The following is a 17,449-nucleotide window of genomic DNA, read 5'->3' as shown; positions in this document are numbered from 1 at the left end:
CAGTTGCTGGTGTTATCTCCTAGTAGGTTGAGGTTCATGTTGCTTCATGCTTGTGCGCGGGTGGTGGAAGCGGCACGGGGCGGGGGTGCGGACTTCGGGCAGAGTCTGCGGGAGGCGAGACGGGCCGTCGGGGCGGCGGGACCGGAGGAGGCCGTCGCGGCGGCGCATCTCCTCGTGGACGCCTCGGCCGAGGTCATGCCGCAGCGCGGCGGGTGGCTCGCCGCGCTGGCGGGGGAGCTGGCCGAGAAGGAGGGCGTGGACGTCGACGGCATCCCCGTCATCGAGCGGCTCAGCGGGATCGCGGCCGGTGCGGTGACGTTCGCGGAGACCTGGGGACCCGGCCTCCCCGACCCGGCGCAGGGGCCGAACCAGCAGATCTGGGAGCGGTCCAGGCAGCTCATGGGCGAGCGCGCCCGCATCCCCATGCAGTGCTGGTACGCCCTCCCGCATTTCGCGAAGAGCGCCGTGACGCTGTTGACGCACTCGCCGGCGACGCGTGCGGCCGTCCGCGACCATGACGACATCGTCGACCGGGCCGTGGAGTACTGCCCCGACCTGGAGCACGTCCGTGACCTGAGGCGCATGCTGGACGGCGAGGAGCTCCTCATCCTGGACCGCCCGACACGGCAGGGCTGGTCCGTCACCATCCACGGCATCGGCGACAACTTCCAGCTGCACGTCCTCCTGGCGGCCGCGCTGGTCGGCAGGAGGCTTCCGGGCACGCCCCCGGACCCGCGCTGGGTCCGCTGCTTCACCGCGGGCGACGTCGAGCCCGGAACGCCGCCCGTGACCGGCTGGTGGCGGCTGACCGACGTGCACGGCGAGCAGATCTGGAACGAGGGGGTGCCCGCCGACATCCCCGTCTTCGGCGAGACCCGGGTCGTGGTCCTGGACCCGCCCGACCCCGTCCGCCCCTGGCCGCCGGGCCGGCGTTTCCCGCTGATCCGCGGCTCCCTCGCCCTGGACGCCGTCTACCACCCCGACGACCTGACGGCCTGGTGGCCCGCCCTCAAGCCGCCGCAGCCTGCTCGACCGCATTGATCCGCCTTCGTAGGGACTGGTCCGGCGCCTGCCAGACCACATCTGTTATAACTCTCGGTGAAGATCCGGTCACGCGATAGAAATGAACCCGCCAAGGAAAGTCCGGGGTCGCTGGGGGGTCGGCACACCCGGGCCTTCCTCTGGCCCAGAAGACGGGGCGGGCCGTTCTGCCGCATGCTCAGGCCGCGGCCCGCCTCTTCCACCCGGACCGGTGCCCGGTCCCGTTCCAGCCCCAGGCCGGGCACCTGCGGGTGACGGGACGGCGGGCACGGCCGGGCGGCCGTCGGTGGTCCTCCCGGCCCTCCCGCGGCGATCGCAGGTGATCCTCGTGCATGCGGGTCGCGGTTCGGCGGTATGCGTCGGCGGCCCGTCCGCGCCGTGGTGCGGACGGGCCGTGCCGTCATGCGGAGAGCTGCTGGTTCCAGCTGGTGAGGAAGGAGTCGACGAGGTCGGCGGCACGGGCCTCGGCTTCGGAGCCCAGGGTCTGCCGGCGGCGGGCGATGGCGGCGAGGGAGTCGGCGGCCTCGTTCAGCAGGTGGCCGCTGTGCCCCTTGACGTGCTTGAAGGTCAGGCCGGAGCGGTCGGCGACCCGGCGGGCCAGCAGGCGGAGGTGCGGCGCCCGGTATCCCGGCGGCAGGGCCGCGACGTCCCCGGCCTGCCAGCGGCGCAGGAAGGACAGGGCGGGCAGGCTGTCGATGAGGACGGTCATCTCCAGGCGCGGCTCGACCGACGACAGCAACAGCTGGACCGCGCGCAGCTCGGTGATGATGATCTTCGAGGGGCCGGTGGGGTCCTGGGGCCCGGCCTTCCAGCGGCCCAGGCCCCAGCGCCCGTCCGTGGTGAGGAAGCCCATGCCCCCGTGCCCGTGCTTCCAGGAGGCGTCGGTGGCGGCGACCAGCGGCCGCGTGCCCGTCCAGCGCGCGACCTGCCCGGCCAGGGCGGGCCGGGGCATCACGGGGGGATTCCGGGTGGGTCTGGGCCGGTTGATGCGGGCGACGGGAGGGCCCGTGGGCCCGTGGTCGTGGCCGGTCGCGCCGCGCAGCGTGCGCTCGGCGAGGCCGAGGACGGACTCGGCGGCGGGGAGGTCGCCCGCGCGGGCCGAGGAGAGGGTGAGTTTGAGGAGGACGCCCACCTCCTGGCAGCCGGTGCAGTCCAGGGGGACCAGCGCGTAGCGCTGGAGCCGGACGACCCGGGCGGTCAGGGGGTCGGGCAGATGCGAGAGGAGGTTGCGGAACTGGGCGGCGGTCATGCGAGGAGACAAGCGCACCTCCCTACAGGGTGTGTGTGGGATCTGACGACGAGTTGACGCCTGGAGTTCCCGGCAGGTTCACCATTGTCACAACTGACCAGATAGCGGCACTATTACCGCATGTTTACGCAGGTCTCGGTCAGTCGACTGACCCGGGGAAAGCCCGGCCGCCCCACCCCGGAGGATCTCTCCTCCCTGCTGTATCGGGCGTGGATTGTCGCTTTTGCGCTAAAAATGCTGGGCTCGTCCTGGGACGTCTCCTGGCACTTCAAATGGCTCCGGGACGACTTCGCGCCCCCGCACCTGCTCAACAGCGCCGGGACGACCCTGGCGATGGTGCTGGTCGGCGTGCACTGGTACACCGGATTCGGGGTCGACAAGACGGCCAAGCGGCTGATCGAGACCGGAATGGCCATCTTCATGATCGCCATTCCGGTGGACCTGGTGAACCACCGTGTCAACGGGCTCGACATCACCAGCTGGAGCCCTTCGCACGCCTTGCTCTACATCGGCACCGCGCTCATGCTCGCCGGTGTGATCAAAGGCGCCCGCGGAGTGGTGCAGGCGATCCTCTTCGCGCTCTTCCTGGAGAACTGGCATTTCCCGGCACTGCACCAGGAATACGGCGTCTACGGGTTCAAGTCCTGGCTGGAGGGCAGACCCGAGGCCGAACCGATCCTGCTCGAGTTCGCGGCCAAGCAGATGCAACGCCCCGTCGACACCGCGATGGTGGAGAAGTTCGCCTTCCCCGTCTCGGACTGGGTGTACCCGCTGTGGACGGTCGTCGGGTCCGTCCTCGTCCTCGTCATCGCGCGCCGGGTCGTCGGCATGCGCTGGACGGCGACGGGCGTCGCCGCCGGCTACCTCGCCTACCGCGTCGTCGCCGGGTTCCTGCTGGACCTCATGGACTTCCCGCACTCGGCGATGCCGTTCTTCCTGCTCGCCGCCGCCATCGCCATCGACCTGTCGTTCCGGTTCCTGCCCTCGGTGCCGGTGGCGGGCGCGCTGCTCACGACGGGCGCGGCGTACGCGGGATTCGTCCTGCAGGGCTGGATCGTCGAGACGCCCCCGTCCGCGCTGGAGGCCTGGCCCGTCGCGGCGGTCCTGCTGTGCCTGCTCTGGTACGGGCAGAGCAGGATCAAGGCCTTGGACCCGCCCGAAACGCTAGGTTCTTCTGCGTCGTGAGGCTCCGCGTCGTGCGGGACCGCTGAAGGAGGACGAATGATGCTGCGCGCCGTGGTGGTCTGCTCACTGCTTCCGCTGGCCGTCATGGCCCCGGCGGCACCGGCCTCTGCGGCGCCCGCGTGCCCGGTGGGCGTCTGGAAGCTCACCGGGTATCAGAAGAAGGCGGTGTCGAAGGTCTATGACACCGCTCTGCAGTCCCGCGGGATGGGCGGAACGAAAGTGAAGATCGCCGCCAACGGCGCCATCACCTACGACTTCAAGAAGTCGGCGAAACTCGTGACGAAGGGCCGTACCAACAGCGTGCCGATCGCGGAGACCGCCCTCTACCGCCGGACGCTCAAGCACAAGGCGTCATGGAAGGGCGGAAGGCTCTCCGTGAAGCGCGCCACGGCCACGGGAACGGCGCTGGTGAAGACCGTCCAGAAGAAGCCCGAGAAGTCGACGAGGACGGAGAAGGTCGCTCCGCTCGTCCGTACCGAGCAGGAGACCGTCGTCCCCGGCGGACGCGTCACCTACACGTGCGACGCCGACCGGCTGCACCTGAAGCGCACCATCAGGCTCGACTCCAAGGGCGGGCGAGAGGTCGTGCGCTGGCGGTTCGAGCGCTGACCCTCAGAGCCAGTCCCAGCGGTTGACCGGCCAGATGATGACCCGCGCCTGCCCGACGACCGAGCTCACCGGGACGGGGCCGTTGTCGCGCGAGTCAGCGGAGCCGCCGCGGTGGTCGCCCATCACCCACAACATGCCCTCGGGGACCTTCACCGGGTCGAACGAGCGGTGGTCGTCCTGGTAGACGTAGGGCTCGTGGAGAGGCTTGCCGTCGACGGTGACGCGCCCCTCGTCGCAACACTCGACGGTCTGGCCGCCGACGGCGATGACCCGCTTGATGAGGTCCTCGCGCGGCCAGTCGCCCGTGCCGTGGAAGACGATGATGTCGCCGGGACCCGGATCGGTCAGGTGGTAGCCCACCTTCTCGACCAGCACCCTGTCGCGGGTGCAGTCCTCGCACCCGTGCAACGTCCGCTCCATGGACCCGGAGGGGATGTAGAACGACTGGACGACGAAGGTGCGGATCAACAGCGCGAGGACGACCGCCGTCACCAGCAGGAACGGCAGTTCACGGAAGAACGACTTCTTAGGCGGTGCAGACGTCACCCGGCCACCCTAGATCGTGTGCGCGTAACAAGTGAATAAAGGGCTCAGGTCAGGTCGGCCTCTTTTGCCGCCCTGCGGCCCTGCTCCCAGCCGTCCAGGTCCTGGATCGTCCGGCCGCGCACGCTCCTCACGGCGGGGAAGAGCCGCTCCACGGCGGTGTCCACGGCCTGGTCACGGCGTGCGAGGACGGGCAGGAGGTCGTCGGTGACCTCCTCCTCCCCGACCCGGGCGAGTCGCTCGCCGATGTGGTGGGCGAACGAGGTGAGGAAGCTCTGGCGGAACTTGCGCTTCGAACCGTTCTTGGGCATGGCGGCATCGGCCTGCAGCAGCAGCGACGTGTAGAGGAGCTCCACCGCCTCCAGGTCGGCCGGATAACCCAGGACCGTGGAGAAGCCGAGGTCGGACTGCCAGACGGCGCGGCACCGGTTGGCCTCGGCGATGACGTGCAGGAGCGTGGCCTTGGCCTCCTCGTACGGGTTGTCCACGGGGAGACGCACGCCTGACGGCGCGCTGACATCCGCTGAACGGTCCGCAGACGACCGGACACCGGCGGAGGCGTCCAGCGCCGCCTGGTCGAGGCTGTGGCGGGTCATCAGCCGCTGGGCGGCGGCCACCAGCGCCTCGGCCTCGGCAGGGAAGGAGGTGGACTCCGCCTTGGCGAGCAGGGCGCGGATGCGTCCCAGCGAGGGGTGGGCGGGCGCCGCGGAACGGGTGAGCACGGCGATCTTCGGCAGCCTGCGCAGCTCGCACAGGACGTCGATGAGCCGGCTGATCGCGGTGAGGCGGTCGCGCTCCCCCGGGCCGGGCGCCGCCAGCAGGGCCGCGTGCTCGGGGGAGAGGAAGCGGGTGAGATGGCGGCGGAGGTCCTCCGGCTGCCAGCCCCGCTCCGCGGCGGTGCGCACGGCACGTTCCAACGCGGCGCGGAGCGGGCCGTCGGCGGCGCCGTTCGCCGAAAGAAGAGCGATGGAGGTGTCTCGGTTCCGGAGATCGTCGGTGAACTGGGCATCCATCGCCGCGGTGATCAACTGCTCCGGTTCGTGCACCTTCCCATCGTCTCATTGCTCTTTTCCGACAAAACGCTTTGCCCTAGGGTGCGCCGGGGACCAGAGATGTTGAGGAGACGACATGCGTACAGCGGCAGCCGCCGGAGCGATCATTCTCGGTGCGACGGCGGTGGCGGCGGTGACCGCCTCGGCGGCCTCGGCCGCCCCCCGGTGCTGGACGGGCTCCTGGAAGGTGACCTCCGCCAGTGCCGACCTGGACAGCAAGGACCTGAAGTTCAAGCTTAAGGGCGGCAGCGGCATCAAGCTGAAGCTCGCCAAGAACGGCAAGGCCACCTATGACTTCACCGGCTCCCGGCCGCTGACCGGCTCGGGCAGCGTCAAGGGGGTGCCGACCAAGGCGACGCTGACCCTGGACAAGAAGCTCGTCCTCAAGAACAAGATCAGCGGTTCGGCCAAGGGCGGCATCGTCGGCAAGCCCAAGACCGCGAGCGGCGACGCCACCCTGACCGTCCGCTCCGGCCTGATCACCCGCAAGATCGACGTTCCCCGCGAGGTCCGCCGCAACGGCGACATGGGCGTCGTTCCCCGCAACGCCCGCTACACCTGCTCCGGCAAGACCCTGACCATCCGCCAGACCGTCGACCAGGCCGACCTGCTCTCCAAGACCGTCTGGCGCCTGAAGCGGGCCTGACGCCCGGCCGCGGCCTCCGCCCTCGCGGACCGGCCGTCCTCCTCGGAGCGGACTCACCCACAGGCCCCGGTCCCTGCCTGCCCCCCTGGCGTGAGCCGCTCCTTCGGGGGCGGCCGTCCCGCGTTCCACCCGCTCCCCCGGAACGGGCTCGTTCCCGCGGAGTGGACTCATCGGGGGGTGTGTTCGGCCGCGGGGTGCGGTCGCGGAGCGGTCAGTCCTCTTCGGGGGCGAGGGCGCCTTCGGACTCGCTGATCTCGAGGATCGCCTCGACCGGTTCGATCTCGGTGATCTGGTCGACGAGGCCGAGGATGTCGTCGGGGGTGATGAGCCAGCGGAGGGCGGTGGCGCCGGTGGCGTCGGCGGTGATCTGGGCGTGCTGGGCGTCTCGCTCCCCGGCGTCGAGGTCGCGGGTCCTCAGATCGGTGAGGGCCGCGGCCTGCAGCGCCTCTGGGTCGGTCACCTCGACCATGAGGTCGAGGGAGACGCGGAGATATCTTCCGGTGTCCGGTTGGTTACTCACCGTTCGATGTTATCCCCGCCCTTGGCCCTGCCACCGGTCCGACAGCTCGGCATGGCCGAGAGCGGCCTGATCGGCTGCCGCGCGGCCCTGCATCCAGCCGTCCGGGTTGGTGGGGGAACCGCCCCTGTACCGGCGCAGCCGGGGGAACCGCTCCGCCACCGAACGCTCCACCTCCGCGTTGCGGGACGCGAGGACGGGCCGCAGCTCGGCCGACGGGTTCTCCCGCACGGCGCGTTCCGTCGCCTCCTTCAACCGTTCGCCTATGCGCAGCGCGTACGCCGACAGGAAGGAATGGCGGAAGGACTTCGTACGGGACCGCCCCGAGGCGTCCTGGCGGCTGCCCGCCTGGAGCATCGCGGTCGTCGCCTGGACGAGCAGCGAGGTGAACAGCAGCTCCACCGCCACCAGGTCGGCGGGGAAGCCGAGCACCGTGGCCTCACCGCGTTCGCGGTGCCACACCGAGCGGCAGCGGTTCGCCTCGGCCACGACGTGCAGCAGCATCGCCTTGGGCCCCGCGTAGGGGTGGGTGACCGCGACCGCCCGCCCGTCCGGACGCACCCCGCCGAGCCCCGCCTCCACCAGCGCCTCGTCCAGGTTGTAACGCGCGATCAACTCCTGGGCGCGGGCGGTGAGCGCCTCGGCCTCCTGCGGGAACTCGGTCGACTCCGCCTTCTGCAGCAGCGCCCGAACCTTTCCCAGCATCCGCTGGTCCATGGCCCCACCTTTCCACCCGCCACCGACACTCCATCAGCCGTCCACAGCCTGCCCGGAGTCCGCACGACCACGTGCGGAGATGGTGCACCCTTGACGGGTGGAAGTTCGGGGTGGGCTTGATGCCGGTGGACGTGACGGCCTGGACGAGCCGGCGGTCAGCGAGCGGTTCCGTCTTTTCAACTTCACGCGGCGTGACGACCACCTGGCGTACCTGTGGGTGCTGCGCGCGATGGACAGGCTCCGCTCGGTGCACCAGGTGCGCGTGCACACCGAGCAGGTCGTGGCGGCGTTGAACGAGCTCGTCATCGCGCATGAGGGCGTCCTCGGCGAGGGCGCCGCGTGGGACAGGCTCGACGAGCGGAACCTGCGGGACAGGCTGGACGCGCTCGCGGAGGACGGCGTCGTCCACCGGCTCGAGGACGCCTCACGGGCCGGGAGCCTCGCGCGTTACCGCAACCGCCAGTCCGTCTACCAGTTCAGTGAGCTCGGCTACCGGGCGTACACGGCCGTCGAGCAGGTGCTGGCGGCCCGAGTCCGGGACGCGAATCTCTCCCGGCTGGTTTTCTCCGACGTCCTCGACGACCTGAGGGCGCTGGCCATCGCCAACCGTGCGGGTGACCGCGATCAGGTATACCGGCGTATCAGCCGCCTGGACGCGGCGATGGAGGACATGGCGCGGCGGTCGGCGCAGTTCCACGTCACGCTGGGCGAGATCATCCGCTCCACGGACACGTCCGCGGAGATGTTCCTCACCTATAAGAATGCGCTGCTCACCCACATGAGCGACTTCATGACGGAGCTGGACAGGCACCTTCCGCGGCTGGCCGAAGCCGTTCGGGAAGTGGAGGAGACAGGCGTCTACACGCTGCTGTCACGTGCGGCGGACGCCGATGAACGCCTGTTCCTCCGCACCAGCGAGAAGATGGAGGACTGGCAGCGCCGCTGGGCCGCGCTCCGCGAGTGGTTCTCCCCGCATGATTCCAAGGCCGTGGACCTGCGTGAGGCCACCCGTACGGCGGTGTCCGCGGTCATCGCGCTGCTCCGCCAGATCACCGAGGCCCAGCGCGGCGGCGTCAACCGCTCCACCCAGCTCCGCCACCTGGCCGAATGGGTCTTCCACACCCCCGACGACGAGTCCGCCCACGCTCTGATGTCCGCCGCCTTCAACCTCCGCTCCGCCCGCCACCTCGGCGGCGCCCATGACGACGACGAGCAGATCTCCCCCCGCGCCACTTGGTGGGACGCCCCCGGCATCGAACTGTCGATCAGCCTCTTCCGCACCGGCAAGACCCCCACCCAGGGGCTCCCGCAACCGGTGAAGGTCAACCGAGGCATCCGCGCGGAGCTGCGCAGGACCCAGTTCGAGCAGCGAGCCGTCGACAAGGAGGCGGCGGCCTCCCTGGCCAGGAACGGTCCGCACGACCGCGTCCTGAGCGAACCCGAGACCCGCGTCGTCCTCAAACTCCTCACCCGTGCCCTGGAAGCCCGCGCGGTCGTCGCCGGCCGCGTCACCCACGGCGCCGGCGCCGACGACACCGTGGAACTCCGCCTCATTCCGTCGGAGGCGGGCTCTACAGTCCGTACCGAGGCCGGCACCCTCCACCTTCCCGGCTTCCACCTGGAGATTCACTGACATGCCTCCCGCTCTCGCCCAGAGCCCTAGGGGTCCTCGCCCGAAGACCCTGCGAAGCCGCTCGACCGGATTCCGTCCACGGGGCTCGGATGTGTTCTTCGACGCCGGGCGGTCGGCTTGGACGGTCGCGCGGGGACCGCTCATGAGGCTCGGGCGTGCTCTTCGAGAGTCCCTGCCCGGAGGCGGGCGGCTCGGGCTCGTGGGCGGAGTCCGTTCACGGGTTTCGGTGATTTTCGGTGGGGGTCGGCTGACGTGGCCGTGAGCATGGTGGAGCCGGCTGATCTGGCGGAGTACCAGCGGGCCGTGCGGCAGGTGTTGACACGGGATCTGATCACGGCCTCCCGGCCTCGGGCGGGAGTGCTGGAGCAGGTGCTGCGATGGTCCGATCAGCTCGCTCACGACTTTCGTGAGCTTTTCGGGTACCAGTTGATCGCCACGACGCACCTGGTGCGGCTGGTGCGGCGGCTGGACGCGTTCGACGCGACGCAGGGGCAGCTGTTCGCGCGCAACCGCCGGCCGTTCGACCGGCGGAGGCTGGCGTACCTGTGCCTGGTGCTGTCGACGTTCCAGCGGTCCCGGGTGGAGATCAGCCTGGCGGATCTCGTACGGCTGGTGACCCCGGCGGCCAACACGATCGAGGGGCTGGGATTCGAGCCGACCGTTGCGGCGCACAAGGCGGCGCTCGTCGACGCGATCGACTGGCTGGTCGACCACGGGGCGCTGCGGTTGTCGGACGGCTCGCTGGAGGCGTGGGCGCGCGACGACCGGACGGGGGACGCGCTCTACGACATCGACCACGAGATCTGCACGGCCCTGTACAAGCCGGCGCGGCCCGTCCAGCACCTGACGAGCGCGGCGGGACTCCTGCACGCGGGGATGCCGGACGTCATGCGAGAGGCGCGGCGCCTGCTCGTCGAACACCCGGTCGTGTACTTCTCCGAGGTACGCCCGGAGATCGCCGAGGCCCTGCCGGGCGCGGCCGAGGAACTCGCGCGCTTCACCGGCATGACCGTCGAGCAGCGCGCCGAAGGCGTCATGCTCGCGGACGCGTCCGGCCGTTTCACCGACCGCCCGTTCCCCGGCCAGGGCGGCGCCGTCAACCGCGCCGCCGGCCTCCTCCTGGCCGCCATCGCCGACCTGGTGGAGGAGGGCGAACTGACCAGGGCCGCCCCCACCGCCCCCGCCGACGCGGACACCCTCGCCCGCATCGACTCCGCCCTCCCCGCCCACGGCATCGCCACCGGCCTCGCCTGGACACCCGCCGAACCCCCACCGGAGACCAGCCCGGCAAAGCGGCCATCCCTGAAGAGCAACCCACGACAGGGCACACCCGCCAAGAGGAGTCCGTCCGCAGACATGGCGCAGGCCGGTGCGTCTGCGGGGGAGCCGTCCGTTGACACGGTGCGGGCCGGTGCGTCTGCGGAGGAGTCGTCCGTAGGTACGGCGCAGGTCGGTGCGTCTGCGGAGGAGTTGTCCGCAGATACGGTGCGGACCGACGTGTCTGCGAAGGAGCCTTCCGTAGTTGCGGTGCGGGCCGGTGCGTCTGCGGGGGAGCCGTCCGTAGAGGGCGCGGCGCGGGCGGGTGCGGGGGCCGCCGGTGCGGGGGAGGGGTTGTGGTTCGTGTCGGCGGGGCGGCTGGAGGAGGTGGTGCGGAGGTTGTACGCCGAGTTCGGGGCCGCGTCGTTCACCGGGGTCTGGCAGGCTGATCCGTCCGGGCTGCTGGCCGCGGCGGTGGCGTTCCTCGCCGATCTGCGGCTGCTCCGTCCCGTGGCGGGCGGGGTCCTCGTGCTGCCCGCCGCCTTCCGTTATCGCAACATCACTCTCGCTCTTCCCGAGCGGGGACAGCTCAGCCTGGAGGAAACACCCGCATGACCCGGTTCAAGCCGTCGCGCGCCGGAGTGATCAACCTGTGGGACTACGTCGACGAGGAGTTCGTCTTCGCCGACGGGCGGCTGGTGCTGCGCGGGCACAACGGCTCGGGCAAGACCAAGGCGCTGGAGGTGCTGTTCCCGTTCGTCCTCGACGGGGTGGCGGACGCCCGGCGGCTCGACCCGTTCTCCGGTGACAACCGGACCATGAAGTCGAACCTGCTCTACCGGGGACAGGAGTCCGAACACGGCTACGTCTGGATGGAGTTCCTCGCTCCGTCCGGCGAGACCGTCACGCTGGTGATCGGCCTGCGCGCCCACAGGCACCGCGACGGCGTCGTCACGTCCTTCTACGTGACGTCCAAGCGCCTGGGCGTGGACTTCGGGCTGCTCACCGTGGACGGCCGCCCCCTCACCGACCGCCGCCTCCGCGAGTCGCTGGAGCCCGGCTCGTACGCCAAGACGGCCACCGAGTACCGCGAACTCGTGGACAACCGGCTCTTCGGGCTGGGCCGCGAGCGCTACAACCAGCTGCTCGACCTGCTGCTGGCGCTCCGCCGCCCCCTGCTGGCCAAGGACCTCGACCCGGCGAAGGTCTCGGCCACCCTCACGGCCGGCCTGAGCCCCGTCGACGAGTCGCTCGTCGACCAGGCGGCCCGCGACTTCGAGAACCTCGCCGCCGTCCAGCGGCTCCACGACGACCTGAGCCACGCGGGTGACGCCGTCCGCGTCTTCCTCGACCACTACCGCGAGTACCTGCGCGTCCACACCCGCTTCCACCTCGACCGCGTCGGGACCCGCACCGCCCAGGCCGTCGCCCACGGCACCGCCCTGCGTGAGGCCGTCGCCGAGACCGCCCGCGCCACCGCCGCCAAACAGGCGGCCGAACAGGCCCGCGCCACCACGGCCGACCACCTGACCAAGCTCACCACCCGCCTGGAGACCCTCAAGGGGCACGACGCCTACCAGGCGCAGACCGACCTCGACCACCTCCGCCGCCAGATCGCCGACACCACCGACCACCTCACGAAGGAGACCGCCCGCCTCACCAACTCCCGCCACCACGCCGCGACCCTCCGCTCCGAAGCCGAGTCCGCCGCCACCCGCCTCACCACCAAGCGCACCACCCTCACCCACCACCACACCACCCTCACCGAAGCCGCCCACACCGCCAGAATCCCCACCGACCCCACCTCCCCCCTCCAACCCACCCCGAAGACACCCACGTCCCCCACCTCGACCACGCCATCCGCGTCGACCACGCCATCCGCGTCGACCACGCCATCCGCGTCGACCACGCCTGCCACGCCGTCCGTGTCGGCTACGTCGGCCACGCTGCCCGCGTCGGCCGCAGCAGATGCGTCAGTCGTGTCGGCCACATCGCCTGTGTCGGTCACGCTGCCTGCGTCGGCCGTATCGCCTGCGTCGGTTGCAGCGGATGCGTCAGCCACGTCGGCCACGCCGTCCGTGTCGGCCACGCCGTCCGTATCGCCTGCGTCGGCCGCAGCGGATGCGTCAGTCGTGTCGGTCACGCTGCCTGTGTCGGCCGCCTCGACTGTGGTGGTCGGGGAGGGGTTGAGGGGCTGGCTGGAGTCGGTGCGGGGGCGGGCCGCGGTGCGGCGGGAGGACGTCGTCGAGGTGCGGCGGGCTCTGGGGGAGGCGCGGAAGGTCGGGGAGGAGTGGCAGCGGGCCGAGGCGGGGCTGGAAGGGGCTCGGGAGCGGCTGCTGAAGGGGGAGGAGGAGATCGCGGGGGCGGAGGAGGAACTGGGGGCCGCGCGGGGGAAGGCCGCCGCGCGGTTGGCCGAGTGGGCCGTGCGGTGGAGCGGGGTCGCGGGGGTCGCGGAGGAGCCGTTGGCCGCGGTGCTGGAGCGGGTCGGTGAGCCCGGGACGGCGACGTTGGGAGAGGTGTTCGCGGAGCTTTCCGAGGAGCTCCGGGTCGAGACGATCACGGGGTTGGCCGAGCTCAAGGCGCGGCGGGAGGTCGTCGCGGAGGGGCTGCGGGGGCTGGCCGCGGAGCGGGCGGAGATCGCGGCGGAACGGGATGACGCGCCGCCTGCGTCGGCGGACGGCGAAGGCAGAGCAGGACGTGAGGGGGCGGCCTTCTGGCAGCTGGTGCGGTTCGCGGACGGGTTGAGCGACGCGGAGGCCGCCGGGCTGGAGGGGGCGCTGGACGGTGCGGGCATGCTCACCGCCTGGGTGAATCCCTCCGCTGAGGACACGCGGCGGGACTACGCGGCGCGTGTGGCGGACGGTTTCCTGCTGCCGGGGGAGCCGGTGGCGGGACGGTCTCTGGCGGACGTGCTGCTGCCGGAGAGCCATGAGGCGGTGCCGGTGGAGGTGATCGAGGCCGTGCTGGCGTCGGTCGCGCTGGTCGAGGGGGACGACCCCGCGCTGCCGGGCGTCGGGGTGCGAGGGCAGTTCTCGTTCGGGGCGCGGGTGGGCGCCCGGCCGAAGGAGCGGCCCGAGTACATCGGGGCCACCTACCGGGCGCAGCGTAGGCGGGCCCGGCTGGAGGCCTGCGACGCGGCGGCCGAGCGGTTGAAGAAGGAGCAGGAGGAGGTCCGCCGGGAGCAGGAGCGGTTGCGGGGAGTGCTGGACGACCTGTCGGCGGCGCGGCGGGCGCTGCCGGACGTCGAACCGGTGCTGCGCGCGATCAAGGAGGCGGAGCGCGGCTCGGTGCTGCTCGGGCAGGCGAGGGAGGCGGCTTCGGCGGCGCGCAAGACCCTGGACGAGGCGGCCGCCGCGAAGGAGGCGGCCGAGCGCAAGGTACGCCAGGTGGCTGCCGAACGGGACCTTCCGGGGACCGAGGAGGGCCTGGCCGCCGTCGCACGGGCGGTCGACGACTTCGTGGCGGCGGGCGAGCTGCTCTTCCGGGAGCAGCAGGACATCGCGGAACTCGAACGGGACCTGGCCTCGCGCTGGGACACCGTCGAGCGGCTGGAGGCGCAGAACGCCGAGGACGAGGAGTCCCTCGACGAGCGGCGTGAGGTCCTGGCCGTTCTGGAGGAGAGGCTGGCCGCCCGCACCGAGGCGCTGGGCTCCTCGCTGAAGGAGATCCTGCGACAGGTGGAGCAGACCGAGCGGGAGATCCGGGAGGCCGATGCCGCGCGGGCCGGGCAGGAGGCGGCGGTCGCGGCCGAGCACGACGCGCTGGTCAAGGCGCGGGCCGCCGTCGAACACGGGAGCCGGGCGCTGGCCGAGGCGTGGGACGTGCTGCTGGAGCAGCTCACGGCGTTCGCCCCGTTCACCCGGCCGGACCTGCGGGAGGTCCTCGACGTCGAGGCGGCCGAGATCTGGCCCGGAGACACCGGCACCGCCGAGGAGCTCGGCGCCCGCACCGTCGCGCTCATCGTCGAGGGCCGCACGCCGGAGGAGGCCGTCCGCGAGGTGCTTCCGCCCGCTGCGTCGCGGATCCTCGACGCCTACCGTGCCGCGCTCCCGGCGGGCCGCCAGGTCGGCGAGAACGCCCGCAAGACGACCCGCGACGCGATGGCGGACGCGTTGAAGGAGTTCGGCGACGCGCTGGACCAGTGCGAGGAGGACTACCGCCTGGACCTGGACGCCGGGGAGGTCGTCGTCGTCCAGGTCGTCGACGTGGAGGGCCGCGGCTCGGTCCCGGCGTTCGCCGACCGGATCGCGGGCCGCCTGGTCGAGCAGGGTCTCCTGCTGGACGAGCGGGAGCGCACCGTCCTGGAGGACGAGCTGCTGAGCAGCCTGGCCCAGCAGATCCACGACCGGGTCCGGCTGGCGCGGGAGCTGGTGCGCGGCATGGACGCCGACACCCGCTCCCGCCCGATGTCCACCGGCAGCACCGTCGGCATCCGCTGGGCGCGTTCGGACAGGCTCGACGAGCGGCAGCGCGCCGTCGCCAACCTGCTCACCCGGGACACGGGGGCGCTCGGCCCGGAGGGCCTGGCCGAGCTGAGGGGCCTGCTGCGCGAGATGATCCGCGCCCACCGGGCACAGCACACCCGGGCGAGCTACCTGGAGGCGCTGCGGGCGGTGGTGGACTACCGGACGTGGTTCGAGTTCCAGCTCCGCCTGGCCGAGCCGCACGGCGAGGAGGTCACGCTGACCCGGGCCAAGCACTCGCAGATGTCGGGCGGCGAGAAGTCCGCGGCGATCCACCTGCCGCTGTTCGCCGCGGCCAACGCCCTCTACTCGTCGGCGAAGGACACCTGCCCCCGCATGATCGCGCTCGACGAGGCGTTCGCCGGCATCGACGACCGCTACAAGCCCGAGCTGCTGGGCCTGACCGTGAAGTTCGGCCTGGACACCTTCATGACGGGCCATGACCTGTGGGCCTCGTACTCCTCGGTTCCCATGGCCGCTCATTACGACATGCACAGCGACAAGGCCTCCCATACCGTTTCCACGATGCTGGTGCTCTGGGACGGCTCGGCCCTGCTGGACGCCGACGCCGCCTACTCGGGGAACGACGCGCTGGCCGAGACCCTGCTGGGTTTCCCGCCCAGCCGCCGTTCCCCCGCCGAGTCCGGCCTGCTGGCCGGTCTCGCCGAGGAGGGCTGACCGGAGGAGGGGGCTCCAGGGGGAGCCCCCCTCCTCCGCCGGATCAGGGTTTGAACGCCTCCAGCTTGTAGAGGCGCCCGAGGATGGCGTTCTTGCCCCGCCCGAAGTGCCGGGTGAGGGACTCCAGCGGCTCGCCCTTCTCGAGGAGGGCGAGCAGCCGGGCGTCCTCCTCGGACGTCCAGGGCCGGTAGGCGTTGGGGTGGCGTTCGCGGAGCGCGCTCACCGAGCGCCGGCCCGGGAGGTCGATCACTGCGATGTCGGCGAGGGCGACCTCACCGACCACGGACCCCTTGTCGAGCGCTCTTAAGGTCCCGTCACCGATGACGAGCCGGTCGGCGGAGACGTCGAGTTCGCAGACCCGCCGTCCGTCGTGCTCCTGCGGCTTGCTGAAGGTCAGGTGAATTTCCATGCCCTCAGCATGCGCGCCTTCGACCAAGATCGCTTAGTGGCCTGTGGATGGTTCGGCGCGCCTCAGGCGCGCGTTCCTATGGAACCGTCAGCGCACGTCATCCGGGTCGGGTCGTCCGTCAGAGTGAACGCACCCCCCTGGAAGAGCTAGTGCGAAACCCTGCCCCGGGCGCGATGCGCGATCGGAGACCGCTGAAGGAGGTTGGAGTCCGGTCGATCCAGGAGGAGAACATGAGACTGGCACGGGGAACGGCGACCGTCACGGCGGCCGCCGTCGCCTTGGGGGCGCTGCTCCCGGCGGGAGCCGTCGCGAGCGAACGGAGGGATGGGGACGGCGCTCGGGAGCGAGGCGATCTCCTGTCCGCAAAGAAGATCAGGTCCTACACCGCGGCCCAGGCCGCCGAGCGGCTCAGGTCTGAGGGCTTCGACGCCCGGAAGGTCGAGTACGGCGTCGACGCGTACCGGCTGGTCTACCGGACCGTGGACGGGCGCGGGAAGCCGACGCGGGCGAGCGGCCTCCTGGTCGTCCCGAGGAGCAAGAGCAAGCGACTCGGACTCGTCTCCTACGCTCACGGGACGACCAACTACCGCCGAGACGCGCCTTCCACGTCTCCTGAAGACGGTTTCGTGCAAGGAGCCCCTCTCACCTACGGGTCGGCGGGCTTCGCGACCACGGCCCCTGATTACCTGGGCTTGGGCGTCGGTCCCGGCCAACACCCGTGGATGGACATCCGTACCGAGGCCTCCGCGTCGCTCGACATGCTCCGCGCAGCTCGCGAGTTCCTGCCGCGCAAAGGCCGCAAGGCCCGCCGCGACGTCTTCGTGACGGGCTTCTCCCAGGGTGCTTCGGCAGCGCTGGGCCTGGCCCGGGAGCTCCAGAGAGGCAAGAAGTGGTTCCGTCTTCGTGCCGTCGCCCCCATCGGAGGGGCGTACGACATGCGAGGGGTGCTGCTCCCGTCGATGCTCGCGGGCAAGACGCAGCCGAAGCTGACGGTGGCCTACACCGCGTACCTCTTCGTTTCCTGGAACTGGAAGGCCGCCCTCTACGAGCGTCCTGAAGAAGTCTTCAAGCGCCCGTACGCGAGCCGGGTGGAGAAGTACTTCGACGGCTCCACCCCCGGCCAGGTCATGCTCCAGGGCCTCCCCGACACGTTGGACGAGCTGCTCACCCCGCGCGGTTTCGATCTGCTGGAGAAGCCTTCCGGAGGGTTCGCGAAGGCGCTGCGCGAGGAGGACCGGATCTGCCGAGACTGGACGCCCAAGGTGCCCGTCCGCCTCTACTACGACTCCCGTGACGAGCAGGTGGACCCGGCCAACAGCACCTCGTGCCACGCCTGGTTGAAGTCCACCCTGCGCAGGCTGCCCGCCACGACCTACGGAGGCTCCCCCCACCTGGGTTCGAACCTGGCGGGCACGGCCAAGGCGGTCCGCTGGTTCGCCTCCCTGTGAGC

At 71.1% G+C, this 17,449-nt stretch carries 14 protein-coding genes; 8 read left to right on the top strand and 6 right to left on the bottom strand.

Translation table 11 applies throughout. The annotated features are described in order from the left end of the window. Window positions 1-36 precede the first annotated feature (36 nt). Window positions 37-1,041, top strand: a complete 1,005-nt coding sequence (locus C2865_RS00775) for a hypothetical protein (RefSeq protein WP_157963496.1) — start codon at window positions 37-39, stop codon at window positions 1,039-1,041. 400 nt (window positions 1,042-1,441) lie between these two features. On the opposite strand, the gene C2865_RS00770 is transcribed toward C2865_RS00775, so the two are convergent. Continuing rightward, on the bottom strand, window positions 1,442-2,302 hold the full coding sequence (locus C2865_RS00770; RefSeq protein WP_157963495.1) for a ribonuclease HI: 861 nt from the start codon (window positions 2,300-2,302) through the stop codon (window positions 1,442-1,444). Window positions 2,303-2,524: 222 nt separating this feature from the next. On the opposite strand from C2865_RS00770, the gene C2865_RS00765 reads away from it, so the two are divergent. Beyond that, entirely contained in the window at window positions 2,525-3,475 is a 951-nt protein-coding gene (locus C2865_RS00765) for a hypothetical protein (RefSeq protein ID WP_106396332.1), read from the top strand. Between the two features lie 36 nt (window positions 3,476-3,511). Then, window positions 3,512-4,084, top strand: a complete 573-nt coding sequence (locus C2865_RS00760; protein WP_106396331.1) for a hypothetical protein — start codon at window positions 3,512-3,514, stop codon at window positions 4,082-4,084. A 3-nt stretch (window positions 4,085-4,087) separates the two neighbouring features. On the opposite strand, the gene lepB is transcribed toward C2865_RS00760, so the two are convergent. Next, entirely contained in the window at window positions 4,088-4,630 is a 543-nt protein-coding gene (lepB, locus tag C2865_RS00755; RefSeq protein ID WP_106396330.1) for a signal peptidase I, read from the bottom strand. Between the two features lie 44 nt (window positions 4,631-4,674). Then, window positions 4,675-5,673: a DUF2786 domain-containing protein gene (locus C2865_RS00750; protein ID WP_106396329.1), complete on the bottom strand. Its 999-nt coding sequence runs from the start codon at window positions 5,671-5,673 to the stop codon at window positions 4,675-4,677. Between the two features lie 82 nt (window positions 5,674-5,755). On the opposite strand from C2865_RS00750, the gene C2865_RS00745 reads away from it, so the two are divergent. Continuing rightward, on the top strand, window positions 5,756-6,325 hold the full coding sequence (locus C2865_RS00745; RefSeq protein WP_157963494.1) for a hypothetical protein: 570 nt from the start codon (window positions 5,756-5,758) through the stop codon (window positions 6,323-6,325). 211 nt (window positions 6,326-6,536) lie between these two features. Here C2865_RS00745 and C2865_RS00740 read toward each other — a convergent pair whose 3' ends face one another. Continuing rightward, window positions 6,537-6,845, bottom strand: a complete 309-nt coding sequence (locus C2865_RS00740; RefSeq protein ID WP_157963493.1) for a hypothetical protein — start codon at window positions 6,843-6,845, stop codon at window positions 6,537-6,539. A 9-nt stretch (window positions 6,846-6,854) separates the two neighbouring features. Next, window positions 6,855-7,559, bottom strand: coding sequence for a DUF2786 domain-containing protein (locus C2865_RS00735; protein ID WP_106396326.1), 705 nt, complete (start codon window positions 7,557-7,559; stop codon window positions 6,855-6,857). 97 nt (window positions 7,560-7,656) lie between these two features. Here C2865_RS00735 and C2865_RS00730 point away from each other — a divergent pair, with 97 nt between their 5' ends. From C2865_RS00730 to C2865_RS00715, 3 genes are all read left to right on the top strand, one after another. Continuing rightward, window positions 7,657-9,192: a TIGR02677 family protein gene (locus C2865_RS00730; protein WP_232835272.1), complete on the top strand. Its 1,536-nt coding sequence runs from the start codon at window positions 7,657-7,659 to the stop codon at window positions 9,190-9,192. A 264-nt stretch (window positions 9,193-9,456) separates the two neighbouring features. After that, entirely contained in the window at window positions 9,457-11,064 is a 1,608-nt protein-coding gene (locus C2865_RS40425; RefSeq protein ID WP_232835408.1) for a DUF2398 family protein, read from the top strand. After that, a complete protein-coding gene (locus C2865_RS00715) occupies window positions 11,061-15,590 on the top strand; it encodes a TIGR02680 family protein (protein ID WP_106396325.1) in 4,530 nt (1,509 codons plus the stop codon). Before C2865_RS40425 ends, C2865_RS00715 begins: the two co-directional genes overlap by 4 nt. A gap of 43 nt (window positions 15,591-15,633) precedes the next feature. On the opposite strand, the gene C2865_RS00710 is transcribed toward C2865_RS00715, so the two are convergent. Beyond that, window positions 15,634-15,999 carry a hypothetical protein gene (locus tag C2865_RS00710; protein WP_106396324.1) on the bottom strand — a complete coding sequence of 122 codons (366 nt, stop codon included), beginning with the start codon at window positions 15,997-15,999 and terminating at the stop codon, window positions 15,634-15,636. Between the two features lie 230 nt (window positions 16,000-16,229). Here C2865_RS00710 and C2865_RS00705 point away from each other — a divergent pair, with 230 nt between their 5' ends. After that, window positions 16,230-17,447, top strand: a complete 1,218-nt coding sequence (locus C2865_RS00705) for an alpha/beta hydrolase family protein (RefSeq protein WP_198652804.1) — start codon at window positions 16,230-16,232, stop codon at window positions 17,445-17,447. Window positions 17,448-17,449: the final 2 nt, after the last annotated feature.

Source organism: Actinocorallia populi, from assembly GCF_002995495.1.
In the GTDB taxonomy this organism is placed as follows: Bacteria; Actinomycetota; Actinomycetes; order Streptosporangiales; family Streptosporangiaceae; genus Actinocorallia; species Actinocorallia populi.
Note: the sequence above shows the minus strand (reverse complement) of the source record. Positions and strands in the feature narration are given on the sequence as shown.